Source organism: Enterobacter cloacae complex sp. P43RS (assembly GCF_014930585.1).
In the GTDB taxonomy this organism is placed as follows: Bacteria; Pseudomonadota; Gammaproteobacteria; order Enterobacterales; family Enterobacteriaceae; genus Enterobacter; species Enterobacter bugandensis.
This window is the reverse complement of the sequence record NZ_JADBRJ010000004.1, coordinates 46,053-62,370: the sequence shown is the minus strand read 5'-3', so window position 1 is coordinate 62,370 and position 16,318 is coordinate 46,053. Positions and strand designations below refer to the sequence as shown.

11 protein-coding genes are annotated in these 16,318 nt (G+C 56.2%); 5 read left to right on the top strand and 6 right to left on the bottom strand.

All coding sequences use genetic code 11. The features are described 5' to 3' along the window. The first annotated feature begins 9 nt into the window (after positions 1-9). Together aceF and lpdA are read left to right on the top strand one after the other, a co-directional pair. Positions 10-1,908: a pyruvate dehydrogenase complex dihydrolipoyllysine-residue acetyltransferase gene (gene aceF, locus IM294_RS09570; protein ID WP_063438133.1), complete on the top strand. Its 1,899-nt coding sequence runs from the start codon at positions 10-12 to the stop codon at positions 1,906-1,908. Between the two features lie 175 nt (positions 1,909-2,083). Then, entirely contained in the window at positions 2,084-3,508 is a 1,425-nt protein-coding gene (gene lpdA, locus IM294_RS09565) for a dihydrolipoyl dehydrogenase (RefSeq protein WP_014068924.1), read from the top strand. A 52-nt stretch (positions 3,509-3,560) separates the two neighbouring features. Here the strand turns inward: lpdA and IM294_RS09560 are convergent, their stop codons facing one another. Together IM294_RS09560 and IM294_RS09555 are read right to left on the bottom strand one after the other, a co-directional pair. Next, positions 3,561-4,352, bottom strand: coding sequence for a DUF2950 family protein (locus IM294_RS09560; protein ID WP_126817830.1), 792 nt, complete (start codon positions 4,350-4,352; stop codon positions 3,561-3,563). Between the two features lie 10 nt (positions 4,353-4,362). Beyond that, a complete protein-coding gene (locus tag IM294_RS09555; protein WP_126817828.1) occupies positions 4,363-5,919 on the bottom strand; it encodes a DUF3300 domain-containing protein in 1,557 nt (518 codons plus the stop codon). Positions 5,920-6,812: 893 nt separating this feature from the next. On the opposite strand from IM294_RS09555, the gene acnB reads away from it, so the two are divergent. Beyond that, positions 6,813-9,410 carry a bifunctional aconitate hydratase 2/2-methylisocitrate dehydratase gene (gene acnB, locus IM294_RS09550; protein WP_048338844.1) on the top strand — a complete coding sequence of 866 codons (2,598 nt, stop codon included), beginning with the start codon at positions 6,813-6,815 and terminating at the stop codon, positions 9,408-9,410. A 190-nt stretch (positions 9,411-9,600) separates the two neighbouring features. Continuing rightward, complete coding sequence (gene yacL / locus IM294_RS09545; protein ID WP_041911228.1) at positions 9,601-9,963, top strand: protein YacL; 363 nt, start codon at positions 9,601-9,603, stop codon at positions 9,961-9,963. Positions 9,964-9,994: 31 nt separating this feature from the next. Here the strand turns inward: yacL and speD are convergent, their stop codons facing one another. The 3 genes from speD to IM294_RS09530 form a co-directional block, all read right to left on the bottom strand. Continuing rightward, positions 9,995-10,789 (bottom strand): adenosylmethionine decarboxylase, encoded by a 795-nt coding sequence (gene speD / locus IM294_RS09540; RefSeq protein ID WP_028015535.1) that lies wholly within the window; start codon positions 10,787-10,789, stop codon positions 9,995-9,997. Then, on the bottom strand, positions 10,790-11,659 hold the full coding sequence (gene speE / locus IM294_RS09535) for a polyamine aminopropyltransferase (protein WP_028015536.1): 870 nt from the start codon (positions 11,657-11,659) through the stop codon (positions 10,790-10,792). A gap of 115 nt (positions 11,660-11,774) precedes the next feature. After that, positions 11,775-12,122 (bottom strand): YacC family pilotin-like protein, encoded by a 348-nt coding sequence (locus tag IM294_RS09530; protein WP_014882582.1) that lies wholly within the window; start codon positions 12,120-12,122, stop codon positions 11,775-11,777. A 145-nt stretch (positions 12,123-12,267) separates the two neighbouring features. On the opposite strand from IM294_RS09530, the gene cueO reads away from it, so the two are divergent. After that, positions 12,268-13,827, top strand: coding sequence for a multicopper oxidase CueO (gene cueO, locus IM294_RS09525; RefSeq protein ID WP_126817826.1), 1,560 nt, complete (start codon positions 12,268-12,270; stop codon positions 13,825-13,827). 74 nt (positions 13,828-13,901) lie between these two features. Here the strand turns inward: cueO and IM294_RS09520 are convergent, their stop codons facing one another. Beyond that, a complete protein-coding gene (locus IM294_RS09520; protein ID WP_126817824.1) occupies positions 13,902-16,292 on the bottom strand; it encodes a glucose/quinate/shikimate family membrane-bound PQQ-dependent dehydrogenase in 2,391 nt (796 codons plus the stop codon). Between the last annotated feature and the right edge of the window lie 26 nt (positions 16,293-16,318).

The window sequence follows — 16,318 nt, the reverse complement described above, 5'->3', positions numbered from 1 at the left end:
AAAAGAATAATGGCTATCGAAATCAATGTACCGGACATCGGGGCTGATGAAGTTGAAATCACCGAGATCCTGGTCAAAGTGGGCGACAAAGTTGAAGCTGAACAGTCGCTGATCACCGTAGAAGGCGACAAAGCCTCTATGGAAGTCCCGTCTCCTCAGGCTGGCATCGTTAAGGAGATCAAAGTCTCCGTTGGCGATAAAACCGAGACTGGCAAACTGATCATGATTTTCGATTCCGCCGACGGTGCAGCAGCAGCTGCACCTGCGCAGGAAGAGAAGAAAGAAGCCGCTCCGGCCGCCGCTGCTCCAGCAGCTGCCGCAGCAGCGAAAGAAGTGAACGTGCCTGACATCGGCGGTGACGAAGTTGAAGTCACTGAAATCCTGGTGAAAGTGGGCGATACCGTTGCGGCCGAGCAGTCACTGATCACCGTAGAAGGCGACAAAGCCTCTATGGAAGTACCAGCGCCATTCGCCGGTACCGTAAAAGAGATCAAGATCAACACCGGCGATAAAGTGTCTACCGGGTCGCTTATCATGGTCTTCGAAGTGGCGGGTGCTGCACCTGCTGCCGCGCCTGCACAGGCCGCTGCTCCGGCTCCGGCCGCAGCACCAGCCGCTGCTGGCGGCGCGAAAGACGTTAACGTACCGGACATCGGCGGTGACGAAGTTGAAGTCACCGAAGTGATGGTAAAAGTGGGCGATAAAGTTGCCGCTGAACAGTCACTGATCACCGTTGAAGGCGACAAGGCTTCCATGGAAGTGCCTGCGCCGTTCGCCGGTACCGTTAAAGAGATCAAAATCAGCACCGGCGACAAAGTGTCTACCGGCTCCCTGATCATGGTCTTCGAAGTGGAAGGCGCTGCGCCTGCCGCAGCTCCGGCTGCCGCGGCTGCTCCAGCACCGGCTGCTGCACCGGCTCAGGCTGCTAAACCAGCCGCTGCCCCTGCTGCAAAAGCAGAAAAATCAGAGTTCGCTGAAAACGACGCTTACGTCCACGCGACTCCGCTGATTCGTCGCCTGGCGCGCGAATTCGGCGTAAACCTGGCGAAAGTGAAAGGGACCGGCCGTAAGGGTCGTATCCTGCGCGAAGACGTTCAGGCTTACGTGAAAGACGCGGTGAAACGCGCCGAAGCTGCACCTGCGGCAGCCGCTGGCGGCGGTATCCCGGGCATGCTGCCATGGCCGAAAGTGGACTTCAGCAAGTTCGGCGAAATCGAAGAAGTGGAGCTGGGCCGTATCCAGAAAATCTCTGGTGCTAACCTGAGCCGTAACTGGGTGATGATCCCGCACGTTACCCACTTCGACAAAACCGATATCACCGATCTGGAAGCGTTCCGTAAACAGCAGAACGCCGAAGCCGAGAAGCGTAAGCTGGACGTGAAATTCACCCCAGTGGTCTTCATCATGAAAGCCGTTGCCGCTGCTCTGGAGCAGATGCCACGCTTCAACAGCTCCCTGTCCGAAGACGGCCAGAAGCTGACGCTGAAGAAATACATCAACATCGGTGTTGCGGTAGATACGCCAAATGGTCTGGTTGTTCCGGTCTTCAAAGACGTGAACAAGAAGAGCATCACTGAGCTGTCCCGTGAACTGACCACCATCTCCAAGAAAGCGCGTGATGGTAAGCTGACTGCCGGCGAAATGCAGGGCGGCTGCTTCACTATCTCCAGCATCGGCGGCCTGGGTACTACCCACTTCGCGCCGATTGTGAACGCGCCGGAAGTGGCTATCCTCGGTGTGTCCAAGTCCGCGATGGAGCCGGTGTGGAATGGCAAAGAGTTCGTGCCGCGTCTGATGATGCCAATCTCTCTGTCCTTCGACCACCGCGTGATCGACGGGGCTGATGGTGCGCGTTTCATCACCATCATCAACAACATGCTGAGCGACATTCGCCGCCTGGTGATGTAATCGAAAAGCCGGCCAGTCGGCCGGCTTTTTTCTGATAATCTCATGGTGTTTATGAGGTTATTGGTGAAAGCGACAATTCGTGAGCCGTTTGTTGTTTCAAAATTGTTAACAATTTTGTAAACTGCGGGCGGATAGAACGACCCGGTGGACGACGGGTATAAACTAAGAGGTCATGATGAGCACAGAAATCAAAACTCAGGTCGTAGTACTTGGGGCAGGCCCGGCAGGTTACTCCGCAGCATTTCGTGCAGCGGATTTAGGTCTGGAAACCGTCATCGTAGAACGTTACAGCACCCTCGGCGGTGTTTGTCTGAACGTCGGCTGTATCCCTTCTAAAGCGCTGCTGCACGTAGCGAAAGTTATCGAAGAAGCCAAAGCGCTGGCTGAACACGGTATCGTCTTCGGCGAGCCAAAAACCGATATCGACAAAATCCGTACCTGGAAAGAGAAAGTTATCACTCAGCTGACCGGCGGTCTGGCGGGTATGGCCAAAGGCCGTAAAGTGAAAGTGGTAAACGGTCTGGGTAAATTCACCGGTGCGAACACCCTGGAAGTGGAAGGCGAAAACGGCAAAACCGTTATCAACTTCGACAACGCGATCATCGCGGCAGGCTCTCGCCCAATCGAACTGCCATTCATTCCACATGAAGATCCACGCGTGTGGGATTCCACTGATGCCCTGGAGCTGAAAACCGTTCCTAAGCGTCTGCTGGTTATGGGCGGCGGTATCATCGGTCTGGAAATGGGTACCGTGTACCATGCGCTGGGTTCAGACATTGACGTGGTTGAAATGTTCGACCAGGTTATCCCGGCTGCTGACAAAGACATCGTTAAAGTCTTTACCAAGCGCATCAGCAAGAAGTTTAACCTGATGCTGGAAACCAAAGTGACTGCCGTTGAAGCGAAAGAAGACGGTATTTACGTTTCCATGGAAGGCAAAAAAGCCCCTGCTGAACCACAGCGTTACGACGCCGTGCTGGTGGCTATCGGTCGTGTACCGAACGGTAAAAATCTCGACGCGGGCAAAGCTGGCGTGGAAGTGGACGACCGTGGCTTCATCCGCGTTGACAAACAGCTGCGCACCAACGTGCCGCACATCTTTGCTATCGGCGATATCGTCGGTCAGCCAATGCTGGCGCACAAAGGTGTTCACGAAGGTCACGTTGCCGCTGAAGTTATCGCCGGCATGAAGCACTACTTCGATCCGAAAGTGATCCCATCTATCGCGTACACCGAGCCAGAAGTTGCATGGGTCGGTCTGACCGAGAAAGAAGCGAAAGAGAAAGGCATCAGCTACGAAACCGCCACCTTCCCGTGGGCTGCTTCTGGCCGTGCTATCGCTTCCGACTGCGCAGACGGTATGACCAAACTGATCTTCGACAAAGAGACTCACCGCGTTATCGGTGGTGCGATTGTCGGTACCAACGGCGGTGAGCTGCTGGGTGAAATCGGTCTGGCTATCGAAATGGGCTGTGACGCGGAAGACATCGCGCTGACCATCCACGCGCACCCGACTCTGCACGAGTCCGTGGGCCTGGCTGCTGAAGTGTTTGAAGGTAGCATCACTGACCTGCCAAATGCGAAAGCGAAGAAGAAATAAGTTTCTTCAGAAGAAAAAAGCGGCCTGAGGCCGCTTTTTTTATGCGCGGCGTTCAGGGTGCTACAGGCTGCCAGGTGTTATCAGGTGCGTATGAGGCCAGCGCCCGGGCCTTCTGCTCCGAATCGCTGCCGAGATCGGACTGGTACACCTTGTCGTCCTGGTTTATCACAAAGCTCATGACGCCTGTCTGACCATAGCTGACAGGCCACGCCACCATCGCGAAACCGTGATTATCTGGCAGGATGCGGAAGCGATAGCCATGGTAACCCGCGCCTGGCTCTTTAGGGCTAAATGCCGGACCAAGCGGGCTTGGCGCTTCACCAGGCGAAACGGGCCAGTACAGACCGTCCTTCTTCCCTTCAGAGCTGACAATCTTCTCCGCGTATTTCTGGTTCATCGCAAAATAGCTTTGCTGCGCATCCACGTAGGCATGCAGAGCTTCAATGGCGGCGAGTTCGTTGCGCCCAATTTCGCGGGTCAGGATCTCCTCGGCGCCTTCTTTGATGTCAAACTGCCAGCCGGAGGCGGTTTTGATCACCGGAATGGGAAGTTGCCAGCCGCTGTCTCCGACAACCAGATGCGCTTTATCGCCTTCGACAATGGTGTTATGACGGACTTTCCAGTCGCGCAGAAAGCGATCGACTGCGTCAGGATCAACGCCTTCAGGGGGCAGGAAGTCGCGCCAGTTCTCACCGAGCAGGTTGCTCATCGCGCTTTCGTTTTGATCGCGGATGGCGCTTTCCAGCGCATTGGTAGCCTGTTCTGGTGAGCTGAAGGATTGCTGCGCCATGACGGTCGCCGAGACCATGAACAACACCATTCCACTGAGTAATTTACGTTTCATGTCGGCTCCCTTAGCGATGACGGAATTCACGGTGTTCAGCACGTCCAGCCGCTGCCGGGGGTAGCTGCTGCTGACGAGCGGCGAGGTGTCTGCTTTGCGCCCCACGCTGCTGCTGCGCCTGCCAGTTGGCGGAACGGCTGTCGTTGCCGCTCAGTGCATTGGCCCGGAGCTGACTGTTTCGCTGCTGGAAGGGACGTTGCTGAGAAGGCTGGACCCGTTTCTCTTGTCTCTGCGCGGTGGTCTGGCGGTTTTCTCGCTGCTGCGTGGTGGCCCGCTTCGCCGTCTGCGGTTTGGTGTCATAGCCACGGTAGTTATTGCGCTGAGAAATCTGTTTCAGCTGTTCACTTGAGGCCTGTCGCTGCGCCGCTTTCGTGCCCGGGCGAGCAGTCTGTGGGAAGGTTTTACCTGTCGATTTCTCCATCTGGCTCAGCGCCGCCTGACGCTGGCTATCGCGATTAACCGGTTGTTGCGTTGCACTAAGCCCCGTGGCCGTGTTGGTGGAGTGGAAACGCGTGTTGAGCTGGTTTGTCGGGTAGGGGACACCTTCCCGATAGGCCGGGTTGTGCTGCCAGATACGGTTGGCGTCCGTCAGGCGTTGTCCGCTGATTTTATTGAAGTTCTCAACGTTAATATTGATGTTGTTATCACCGTTGCGGTTGTAGCCGCCGTGATTATCCCAGTCACCGTCATGATGATGGTCCCAGTCATCGTCATCATCCCAGTCGATGTTGCTGAAGATGGCATAAGTTGTGGCGACACCCAGGCTGAAACCTAAGCCGTTGACGAAGCTATTGCCAAACTGCTCCCCGGGTGACGGCGGGAGATAGGTTGGCGGATAGGCGGTATTAGGCCAGGTCCCGTAAACCGTATTGGGATTATAGGTGGGGACGTAAACCACCTGCGGGTCGGCAGATTCAATTTTGATCACCGTTGGGGCGGGCGCGGACGTGGTGGTTGACGTTGACTCGGTGGTGCTGGTTTTTGCCGGTGCGGGTTTCGTTACCGTGGTGACCGTCTGCTGAGGCGTAGATTGCAAGGCGCCGGTCTTCTGCGCCAGCGCGCGCAACCGTTGCACCGAATCCATCACATCTTTCGGCTGCGCGAGAAACGCATCCCCCAGATTTTGTACCCACGGCGGATTCTCTCCCATCAGCGACATAAGCTGAGGAAACGCGACCAGGGATTTTACACTGGGATCCCAGGGCTGGCTGGCAACGGCCTGAATCGCGGCGTCCCCTTCCATTTTGGGGTTGTCTTTGGACCACTGCGCTGCTTGAATCACGTTGGCCGGGTAGGTCGAGGCCATCAAGATTTGTGACAGCAGAGCATCCGGGTAGAGCGCGATGGGGGCAACCCACTGATCGATTTGCGCGGCAGTGTAGGTTGGCGCGACGACAGGAGCGGGTTGTGCTACTGCCGGCGTAGCCGGAGCAACTGGCTGTTGCGCGACGGGGGCCGACGCAGCGGGTTCCGTTGCACGACTTTTGACAAACATGACGCCTGAGGCGGCAAACAGCCCGGCACTGCACAGAAGGACAAGCAGATGTGGCTTAAAGGGCAACTTCATAAAATGACTCCAACGAGACAGGCGCTGTGCCGTGAGGCGTTACGGTTGGCGTGAGTATTATTCACCCGTCTTTTACTGTTTTGACTTTTATTGGGAAGCGTCCGGTACGTCCGGATAAAGAGTGTGAGTATTTATTACACAATTATATGCGATGCGGGAAAAGGCGCCGGGAATTCAGAAGGCCGCTCTTGCGAGCGGCCAGCAGCTAGTTGCCGAGGTTGACGACAAACAGCACCGAGATGTCGGATATGTTCCAGCCACCGTGCAGCGCAGTTAGCAGTAAACCAATCGCAACGATCAGCGCAGTGATTCGCATCTCCATTGCGTGCGTTCCTGTACAGGCTACGCGGGTTCCTTCTTCACCGGAAAAGGCAGAACCAGGCAAATGAGTACATTGCCGCGTAGGTTACGGAACTGCTTCCGGGCCCGGTGATTGGTTGCTACACCAGCGAAGCAGGCCGGGGGCAACAGTATTACAGCCGAAATGGACTGAAAAAAGGTGAAATGCAGTTTCATCCTTTTACATTCGAAACTGGATGGCGGCTCGTAAACACAAAACATGTGCTTGCGGATCTGCATACTCAGGAGCATTATTCATGCCGAGTGCATTGCCGCAAATCTGCCAACCCGGTGTGCTACCACCGCAAGGCAACAAAATAACCGCTACCAGGCGGTTTTTTTGTCCCCAAAATTCACCTCGTCTCCCCGCTACACCATGCTTAACGATTCAGCAAACTTTTTAATGTTGCTTTTTTGTAAACGGATTAACACTGTGCAGAAATCCTGCTATGCTGCCCGACGCGGTATCGGGCATTTACCCTACAAACTGCTGTCTCACAGGAGCGTGAAGAGAACGCCCGCCGCATATGACAATGAGAGCGAGGAGAACCGTCGTGCTAGAAGAATACCGTAAGCACGTAGCAGAACGTGCCGCCGAGGGAATTGTACCCAAACCTTTAGATGCAACCCAAATGGCCGCGCTCGTCGAGCTGCTGAAGAACCCGCCTAAGGGCGAAGAAGAATTCCTGTTAGATCTGTTGATCAACCGCGTACCGCCTGGCGTAGATGAAGCTGCCTACGTAAAAGCCGGATTCCTTGCTGCTATCGCCAAAGGCGAAGCCACCTCCCCACTGGTTACTCCTGAAAAAGCCATTGAACTGCTCGGCACCATGCAGGGTGGTTACAACATTCATCCGCTGATTGACGCGCTGGATAACGACAAGCTGGCACCGATTGCCGCTAAAGCGCTCTCTTCCACGCTGCTGATGTTCGATAACTTCTACGACGTAGAAGAAAAAGCCAAAGCGGGCAACGTCTATGCGAAGCAGGTGATGCAGTCCTGGGCCGATGCCGAATGGTTCCTGAACCGCCCTGCGCTGGCGGAAAAAATTACCGTGACCGTCTTTAAGGTGACCGGTGAAACCAACACCGATGACCTGTCTCCGGCACCGGACGCGTGGTCTCGTCCAGATATCCCGCTGCACGCCCTGGCGATGCTGAAAAACGCCCGTGAAGGCATTGAGCCAGATCAGCCGGGCGTGGTGGGCCCGATCAAACAGATCGAAGCGCTGCAACAAAAAGGTTTCCCGCTGGCCTACGTCGGTGACGTTGTGGGTACCGGCTCTTCCCGTAAGTCCGCCACCAACTCCGTACTGTGGTTCATGGGCGACGATATTCCGCACGTGCCGAACAAGCGCGGCGGCGGCCTGTGCCTCGGCGGCAAAATTGCGCCAATCTTCTTCAACACCATGGAAGATGCGGGCGCGCTGCCAATTGAAGTGGATGTGAGCAACCTGAACATGGGCGACGTGATTGACGTCTATCCGTATAAAGGCGAAGTGCGCAACCACGAAACCAACGAGCTGCTGGCAAGCTTCGAACTGAAAACCGACGTGCTGATTGACGAAGTGCGTGCCGGTGGCCGTATTCCGCTGATCATCGGGCGCGGCCTGACCACCAAAGCGCGTGAAGCGCTGGGTCTGCCGCACTCCGACGTTTTCCGTCACGCGAAAGACGTGGCAGAAAGCAACCGCGGCTTCTCGCTGGCACAGAAAATGGTGGGTCGCGCGTGCGGCGTAGCCGGTATTCGCCCTGGCGCATACTGCGAGCCGAAGATGACCTCCGTGGGCTCTCAGGACACCACTGGCCCAATGACCCGTGACGAACTGAAAGACCTGGCGTGCCTGGGCTTCTCTTCTGACCTGGTGATGCAGTCCTTCTGCCACACGGCGGCCTATCCGAAGCCGGTTGACGTGACCACGCACCACACGCTGCCAGACTTCATCATGAACCGCGGCGGTGTCTCTCTGCGTCCAGGTGACGGCGTCATCCACTCCTGGCTGAACCGCATGCTGCTGCCGGATACCGTGGGTACCGGCGGTGATTCCCATACCCGTTTCCCAATCGGTATCTCCTTCCCGGCGGGCTCCGGCCTGGTGGCGTTTGCTGCGGCGACCGGCGTAATGCCGCTGGACATGCCTGAATCCGTGCTGGTGCGCTTCAAGGGCAAAATGCAGCCGGGCATCACCCTGCGCGATCTGGTTCACGCGATCCCGCTGTATGCCATCAAACAGGGCCTGCTGACCGTTGAGAAGAAAGGCAAGAAAAACATCTTCTCTGGCCGCATCCTGGAAATTGAAGGTCTGCCGGATCTGAAAGTGGAGCAGGCGTTCGAGCTGACCGACGCCTCCGCCGAGCGTTCTGCGGCAGGCTGTACCATCAAGCTGAACAAAGAGCCGATCATTGAGTATCTGACCTCCAACATCGTGCTGCTGAAGTGGATGATTGCGGAAGGCTACGGCGATCGTCGTACGCTGGAGCGTCGTATTCAGGGCATGGAGAAATGGCTGGCGGATCCGCAGCTGCTGGAAGCTGACGCAGACGCAGAGTACGCGGCGGTGATCGACATCGATCTGGCGGATATTAAAGAGCCAATCCTGTGTGCGCCGAACGATCCGGACGATGCGCGTCTGCTCTCTGACGTGCAGGGCGATAAGATCGACGAAGTGTTCATCGGCTCCTGCATGACCAACATCGGCCACTTCCGCGCCGCCGGTAAGCTGCTGGATACCCACAAAGGCCAGCTGCCGACCCGCCTGTGGGTGGCACCGCCAACCCGTATGGACGCGGCTCAGTTGACCGAAGAGGGTTACTACAGCGTGTTCGGTAAGAGCGGGGCGCGTATCGAAATCCCTGGCTGCTCCCTGTGTATGGGTAACCAGGCGCGCGTGGCCGACGGTGCGACGGTGGTTTCCACCTCTACCCGTAACTTCCCGAACCGTTTAGGTACTGGTGCGAACGTCTACCTGGCCTCTGCGGAGCTGGCGGCGGTTGCGGCGCTGATTGGCAAACTGCCAACGCCGGAAGAGTACCAGACCTTCGTGGCGCAGGTGGATAAGACGGCGGTGGATACCTATCGCTATCTGAACTTCGACCAGCTTTCTCAGTACACCGAGAAGGCTGACGGGGTGATCTTCCAGACGGCGGTATAATCAGCAAAACCGTCTCTACGAGACGGTTTTTAGTATTTGCGCCCTCTCCCGTGGGAGAGGGACGGGGTGAGGGCATCAGGCCGCAGGGTCTTGCTCTCACCTTTTTATTTTCATTCCTCCCACCTCTCCCGCTTTTTTTCTTTCCCTCTGCTGCGATAATTACCCTAATGGCTTTGCAGAGGAAAACGCTATGGATTACGAATTTTTGCGCGACATCACCGGCGTGGTGAAAGTGCGCATGTCGATGGGGCACGAAGCCGTTGGACACTGGTTTAACGAAGAGGTGAAAGAAAATCTCGCCCTTCTTGATGAAGTCGAACAGGCGGCAAATACGGTGAAAGGCAGCGAGCGCTCCTGGCAACGCGCCGGGCACGAATATACGCTGTGGATGGACGGTGAAGAGGTCATGGTGCGCGCCAACCAGCTTGAGTTTTCAGGGGATGAGATGGAAGAGGGGATGAGCTACTACGACGAAGAGAGCCTGTCGCTGTGCGGCGTGGAAGACTTTCTGCAGGTGGTGAACGCCTACCGTGAGTTTATGAAACAGAAGTAACTCCCCGAAGCGTCCCTGCTCCGGGCAACACTTACACGGCCGGAATATTGCGGCCGTAGTAGATTTCGCGCATCTCTTTCCAGAGCAGGTCGGTGATGACCTTGCGCTCTTCTTCACTTAAATCTTCCGGCTTCGTGTGGAACATGTAGTGCTTAAGGTCGAATTCCTTAAGCATCATCTTGGTATGGAAAATGTTTTCCTGGTACACGTTCACGTCCATCATGTCATACAGCGATTTCATGTCCTCGGACATAAAGTTCTGAATGGAGTTGATCTCGTGGTCGATGAAGTGCTTCATGCCGTTGATATCACGGGTAAAACCGCGCACGCGATAATCAATCGTGACGATGTCCGATTCCAGCTGGTGGATTAAATAGTTCAGCGCGTTCAGCGGGGAAATCACGCCGCAGGTCGACACTTCAATATCGGCGCGGAACGTGCACAGCCCGCCTTCCGGGTGGCTTTCCGGGTAGGTGTGAACGCAGATATGGCTTTTGTCGAGGTGGGCGACGACCACTTCGGGCAGCGGACCCGGGTGTTCAGTTTTGTCGATAAGCTGCGGGTCGACCGGCTCTTCGCTGACCAGAATGGTGACGCTAGCACCCTGGGGCTCATAATCCTGTCGTGCGATGTTCAGAATATTGGCACCGATGATCGAGCAGGTTTCTGACAGGATCTCGGTCAGACGGTTGGCGTTGTAGAGTTCATCGATATAGGCGATGTAACCATCGCGTTCTTCCGCTGTTTTGGCATAGCAGATATCGTAAATACAAAAACTCAGGCTTTTAGTCAGGTTGTTAAAGCCATGTAGTTTAAGCTTTTTCAATTAGCTCACCCCCTTAGTGGATAATGCGTCTTGCAGGTACTGCGGCAGAGCAAACGCTGCGGTATGAATAGCCGGATTGTAGTAGCGGCACGTGAGCCCGGCCTGATGGAAGCGGGCCTGGATAATTTCGGTAGAGAGATGACGCAGCACGTCGTTGTCCGTTGCCCATGCAAAGGTCATGATCCCGCCGTAATAGGTTGGAATCGCCGCCTGATAGAAGCTGACGTCACCAAAATAGGTGCTGAGCTTGCGATGGCTGTCGAGCGCTTCGTCCTGTTGCAGGAAGCAGACACCGTTTTGTGCGACGAAGATCCCGCCCGGATTCAGGCAGCGCTTGCAGCCTTCGTAGAACGAGGAGGTAAACAGCGACGCGCCAGGGCCGATGGGGTCGGTGCAGTCAGAGATAATCACGTCGAAGGTCTGCGTGGTCTGGTTAACAAAGTTAACGCCGTCGTCGATAACCAGATTAAAGCGCGGATCGTCATAGCTGCCAGCATTATGGTTGGGCAGGTACTGGCGGCAGAAAGAGACCACGCCCGCATCGATCTCAACCATGGTGATGGTTTCAATGGAACGATGACGTGAAACCTCGCGCAGCATTGCGCCGTCGCCGCCGCCGATAATCAGAACATGCTTCGCGTGTCCGTGGGCCAGCAGCGGAACGTGGGTCATCATCTCATGATAAATAAACTCGTCGCGCTCGGTCGTTTGCACTACGCCATCCAGGGCCATCACGCGGCCAAAGGCGGCGTTTTCGAAGATGATCAGATCCTGGTGATCCGTTTTCTCATGATAGAGCACGTTATCAACGGCAAAGTACTGACCAAACTGGTCATGCAGTGTTTCATGCCACAACGTGTGGTCGGCCATACGCGGACTCCTCCTTTGTTAACATCCGTAACGCTCACAAAAAATGAGCGAAACATGATAGCTAACTATAACCGTGGTTGCACGGGTATAGGTTGAACAGGGGGCGTCGGGAGTGTTATTTCACGTAGGCGAGCAGGCTGAGCGAATCGCGGGCCAGCGCTTTGCATTTTTTAGCCGTGGGAATGCCAATACCGCTCAAGTCACGGTAGCTGTCTTCACCGAGCGCCTTCATGTCAAAGCTGTCGTAATTGCTGAGATCCCACTGGTTCTGCTGGGCGAAAAAGACCAGCGCGCGGCGAATTTGCCCGTTGGGTAAATTCTGGTAGCCACAATCATTTTTCAGGAATACAAAAACCGCCGTTAAATCGGCCATATCTTCCGCTTCATTTTCACTGAGCGCATAGCTGTTCGCACACATTGCCATCAGGCTTCCGAACAAAATTGTCCTGAAAAACGTCTTCATTGCTTCTACCACTTCTTCACGGAAAATTAACGTTAGCACACTTGATGCCAGTGCGACGATCTTTATTATTGCCGCTTTACTTGACCTTCCGGTAAGGGGAGGGTTTATGCTCAAAAGATCGCCTGCTGGAAATAAGGAAATGAACATGCAACGTCGTGATTTTTTAAAATATTCCGCTGTGCTGGGGGTTGCCAGCGCATTACCACTCTGGAGCCGCGCGGTTTTTGCGGCTGAAAGGCCTGCCTTACCCATTCCTGACTTACTGACCGCAGACGCCCGTAGCCGTATTCAGCTCGTTGTTCAGGCCGGTAAAACCTCCTTCGGCGGGCACAGCGCTACTACCTGGGGCTACAACGGCAATCTGCTCGGCCCGGCACTTCAGTTACGCAAAGGGAAAACGGTGACGGTGGATATCCACAATACGCTTGCCGAGGAGACCACGCTGCACTGGCACGGGCTGGAAGTCCCGGGCGAAGTGGATGGTGGTCCCCAGGGCGTTATCAAGCCTGGGGGTAAACGCAGCGTAACCTTTACCCCTGACCAGCGGGCGGCAACCTGCTGGTTCCACCCGCATCAGCACGGCAAAACGGGCCATCAGGTGGCAATGGGGCTGGCCGGACTGGTGTTGATTGAGGATGACGAAAGCCGTCTCCTGCGCCTGCCAAAACAGTGGGGTATCGATGATGTGCCGGTGATTGTGCAGGACAAAAAATTCAGCGCGGACGGGCAGATTGACTACCAGCTGGACGTGATGAGCGCGGCGGTCGGCTGGTTTGGCGATACGCTTCTGGCCAACGGTGCGATCTATCCGCAGCACGCCGCCCCGAAAGGCTGGCTGCGCCTGCGCTTGCTTAACGGCTGTAACGCCCGCTCGTTGAACTTCGCCACCAGCGATAAGCGCCCGCTTTACGTGGTGGCAAGCGATGGCGGCCTGCTGCCGGAACCGGTAAAAGTGAGCGAGCTGCCGATGCTGATGGGCGAACGCTTCGAAGTGCTGGTGGACATCAGCGACGGCAAGCCGTTTGACCTGGTAACGCTGCCTGTCAGCCAGATGGGGATGGCAGTGGCGCCGTTTGATAAACCGCATCCGGTGCTGCGCATTCAGCCGCTACAGGTCACGGCCTCCGGTATGCTGCCGGACACCTTAGCCACGCTGCCAGCTCTCCCGTCGCTGGATGGGCTCACGCAGCGTAAGCTTCAGCTCTCCATGGACCCGATGCTTGACATGATGGGCATGCAGGCGCTGATGAAAAAGTATGGCAATCAGGCCATGGCGGGAATGCACCACGGCCAGATGATGGGCCACATGAATATGGACCACGGCAAAATGGGCGGTATGGATCACGGCGGTCACGGGTTCGATTTCCACAACGCCAACAAGATCAACGGCAAAGCGTTCGATATGAACACGCCGATGTTTGCCGCCACGAAGGGGCAGTTTGAGCGCTGGGTGGTTTCAGGTGAAGGGGACATGATGCTGCACCCGTTCCATATCCACGGCACGCAGTTCCGTATTCTGTCTGAGAACGGTAAAGCGCCGGAAGCGCATCGAGCAGGCTGGAAAGATACGGTGAGAGTGGAAGGCGGCGTCAGCGAGGTGCTGGTGAAGTTCGACCACGAAGCGCCTGAAGAGTTTGCCTATATGGCGCACTGTCATCTGCTGGAGCATGAAGATACGGGGATGATGCTCGGTTTTACCGTATAAAAAAAGCCGGGTGGCGGCTTCGCCTTACCCGGCCTGCATTGCTAAAAACGGCAACTTTCGTTGCCGTTTTGCTTTTATTTGCCTTCGTCCGGCAATGCATACGCGACAATATAGTCGCCCATTTTCGTACCAAACGAACCGTGACCACCCGCAGAAATGACGACGTACTGCTTGCCATTCACTTCATAGGTCATCGGCGTTGCCTGTCCACCGGCCGGCAGACGGCCTTGCCACAGTTTTTCACCGTTGGTCATGTTATACGCGCGCAGGTAGTTATCTGCGGTTGCCGCGATGAACAGCACGTTACCAGCGGTGGAGATTGGACCACCCAGCATTGGCATACCCATATTGAACGGCACCGGAACCGGCATCGGGAACGGCATGCTGTCCTGTGGGGTACCAATACGTTTTTTCCAGACGATCTGGTTGGTTTTCAGATCCAGACCGGAGATGTAACCCCAGGCTGGCTGTTTACACGGCAGACCAAACGGAGACAGGAACGGGTTCAGGGTAACGCCAAACGGTACGCCATACTGCGGCTGGATACCGGCTTCGGTCCCGCTGCCTTTCGCGTCTTTCGGCTGCTCCATCGGGTTACCCGGACCGCGTGGGATCAGACGGGAAACGAACGGCAGCGCCATTGGGTTGGCAATCGCCACCTGACGGTTAGGGTCGACGGAAATACCGCCCCACTCAAACATTCCCAGGTTGCCCGGGAAGACCAGCGTACCTTGCTCAGACGGCGGCGTGAAGATGCCTTCATAGCGCAGCTGATGGAACATCACGCGGCACACCAGCTGGTCAAACATGGTGGCACCCCACATGTCTGCACCGCTGAGGTCTTTCTTCGGACGGAAGCTCAGGTCAGAGAACGGCTGGGTTTTGCTGACGTAATCGCCTTTGGCCGCACCCTGCGGAACCGGTTTTTCCGGGGCAGGCACAACCAGCTTACCGTTGCTGCGATCCAGCACGAAGATGTTGCCGGTTTTAGCCGGAGCGTAAATGACCGGTACGGTTTTGCCGTTAACGGTAATGTCCGCCAGCGTCGGCTGGGACGGCATATCCATATCCCACAGATCGTGGTGAACGGTCTGATAGCTCCACGCCAGCTTACCGGTGGTTGCATTCAGCGCCAGGATAGCGCTCGCATAACGTTCCTGCTCCGGCGTGCGGTTACCGCCCCAGATATCCGGCGTGGATACGCCCATCGGCAGGTAGACCAGGTCCAGCTTCGCGTCATACGCGGCTGGTGCCCAGGAGTTCGGCGAGTTGAAGGTAAAGGTGTGCTCGTCAGACGGGATCGCGTTTGGATCTTTCGCGCCCGGGTCGAAAGCCCACAGCAGTTTACCGGTGTTCACGTCGAAACCACGGATAACGCCGGAGGTTTCACGCGTAGAGAAGTTATCCGTTACCGAACCGGCAATCACGATGGTTTTATCGGTGATGATTGGCGGGGAGGTTGGCTCATACAGACCCGGCGTGGTGTCCGGCATGTTGGTCTGCAGGTTCAGAATGCCTTTGTTGGCGAAGGTTTCGCACAGCTTGCCGGTCTCAGCGTTGATGGCAAACAGACGGCCATCGTTCACCGGCAGCATAATGCGGCGAGGACAGTCGGCAATGACTTCCGGGCTGGCATTATCGGCGCGCGCTTCGTGGTAAGAGACGCCGCGACAGGTCACGTGCTGGAACGACGGATTGGAGTTCAGCTGTGGATCAAAGTGCCATTTCTCTTTACCGGTAGCCGCATCGAGCGCGAACAGACGCTGGTGCGCCGTACACAGGTAAAGCATATCACCGACTTTAATCGGGGTCACTTCGTTGGTCAGCTCGCCCGGATCGTTCGGCATTTTCAGGTCGCCGGTACGGAATACCCAGGCTTCTTTCAGGTTCTTAACGTTGTCCGCGTTGATCTGCTTCAGCGGGGAGTAACGTTGACCTTCCTGGTTACGGCCATAAGCAGGCCAGTCACCGTCAGCGACCTGCGAGATAGCTGCCGCAGGCGTGGACTCCGCGTTCAGCGTACCGTTGATCTCCTGCGGGTCGTTAAAGCCAGCCCAGGTGAGAATGCCGCCGCTGATTAACAGCGCCACCAGCAGGGCTGCAACGGCACCGCTGGAAGGAACAATCAGGCGGCGCCAGACAAACGGCAGGATCAGCCAGATACCGAAGAAGACCAGGATGTCGCTGCGCGGCGTCAGGGCCCAGAAATCGAAACCGACTTCCCAGACGCCCCAGATCATGGTGGCAAGAAGGAGGGCGGCATACAGCCACAGTGCGGATTGTTTTCTACGCCAGAGCAGGACGGTTACGCCAAGCATAACCAGGCCCGCAATCGGGTAGTACCAGGAGCCGCCGATCGCGACCAGCCAGACGCCACCGATTAACAGGTACAGGCCGCAGAAGGCGGCGAATAGCGCTGTTAGTGTCACCAGTAGACGCGGCTGTTTAGTGTTTGTTTCAGCCATAGAAAGTGTACTCGTCAGTTTTTGTT

Bases quoted from the DNA above. Each gene is read 5' to 3' on its own strand.
- aceF (WP_063438133.1), top strand. From the start codon at position 10: ATGGCTATCGAAATCAATGTACCGGACATCGGGGCTGATGAAGTTGAA.
- lpdA (WP_014068924.1), top strand. From the start codon at position 2,084: ATGAGCACAGAAATCAAAACTCAGGTCGTAGTACTTGGGGCAGGCCCG.
- IM294_RS09560 (WP_126817830.1), bottom strand. From the start codon at position 4,352: ATGAAACGTAAATTACTCAGTGGAATGGTGTTGTTCATGGTCTCGGCG.
- IM294_RS09555 (WP_126817828.1), bottom strand. From the start codon at position 5,919: ATGAAGTTGCCCTTTAAGCCACATCTGCTTGTCCTTCTGTGCAGTGCC.
- yacL (WP_041911228.1), top strand. From the start codon at position 9,601: ATGGATTACGAATTTTTGCGCGACATCACCGGCGTGGTGAAAGTGCGC.
- speE (WP_028015536.1), bottom strand. From the start codon at position 11,659: ATGGCCGACCACACGTTGTGGCATGAAACACTGCATGACCAGTTTGGT.
- IM294_RS09530 (WP_014882582.1), bottom strand. From the start codon at position 12,122: ATGAAGACGTTTTTCAGGACAATTTTGTTCGGAAGCCTGATGGCAATG.
- cueO (WP_126817826.1), top strand. From the start codon at position 12,268: ATGCAACGTCGTGATTTTTTAAAATATTCCGCTGTGCTGGGGGTTGCC.
- IM294_RS09520 (WP_126817824.1), bottom strand. From the start codon at position 16,292: ATGGCTGAAACAAACACTAAACAGCCGCGTCTACTGGTGACACTAACA.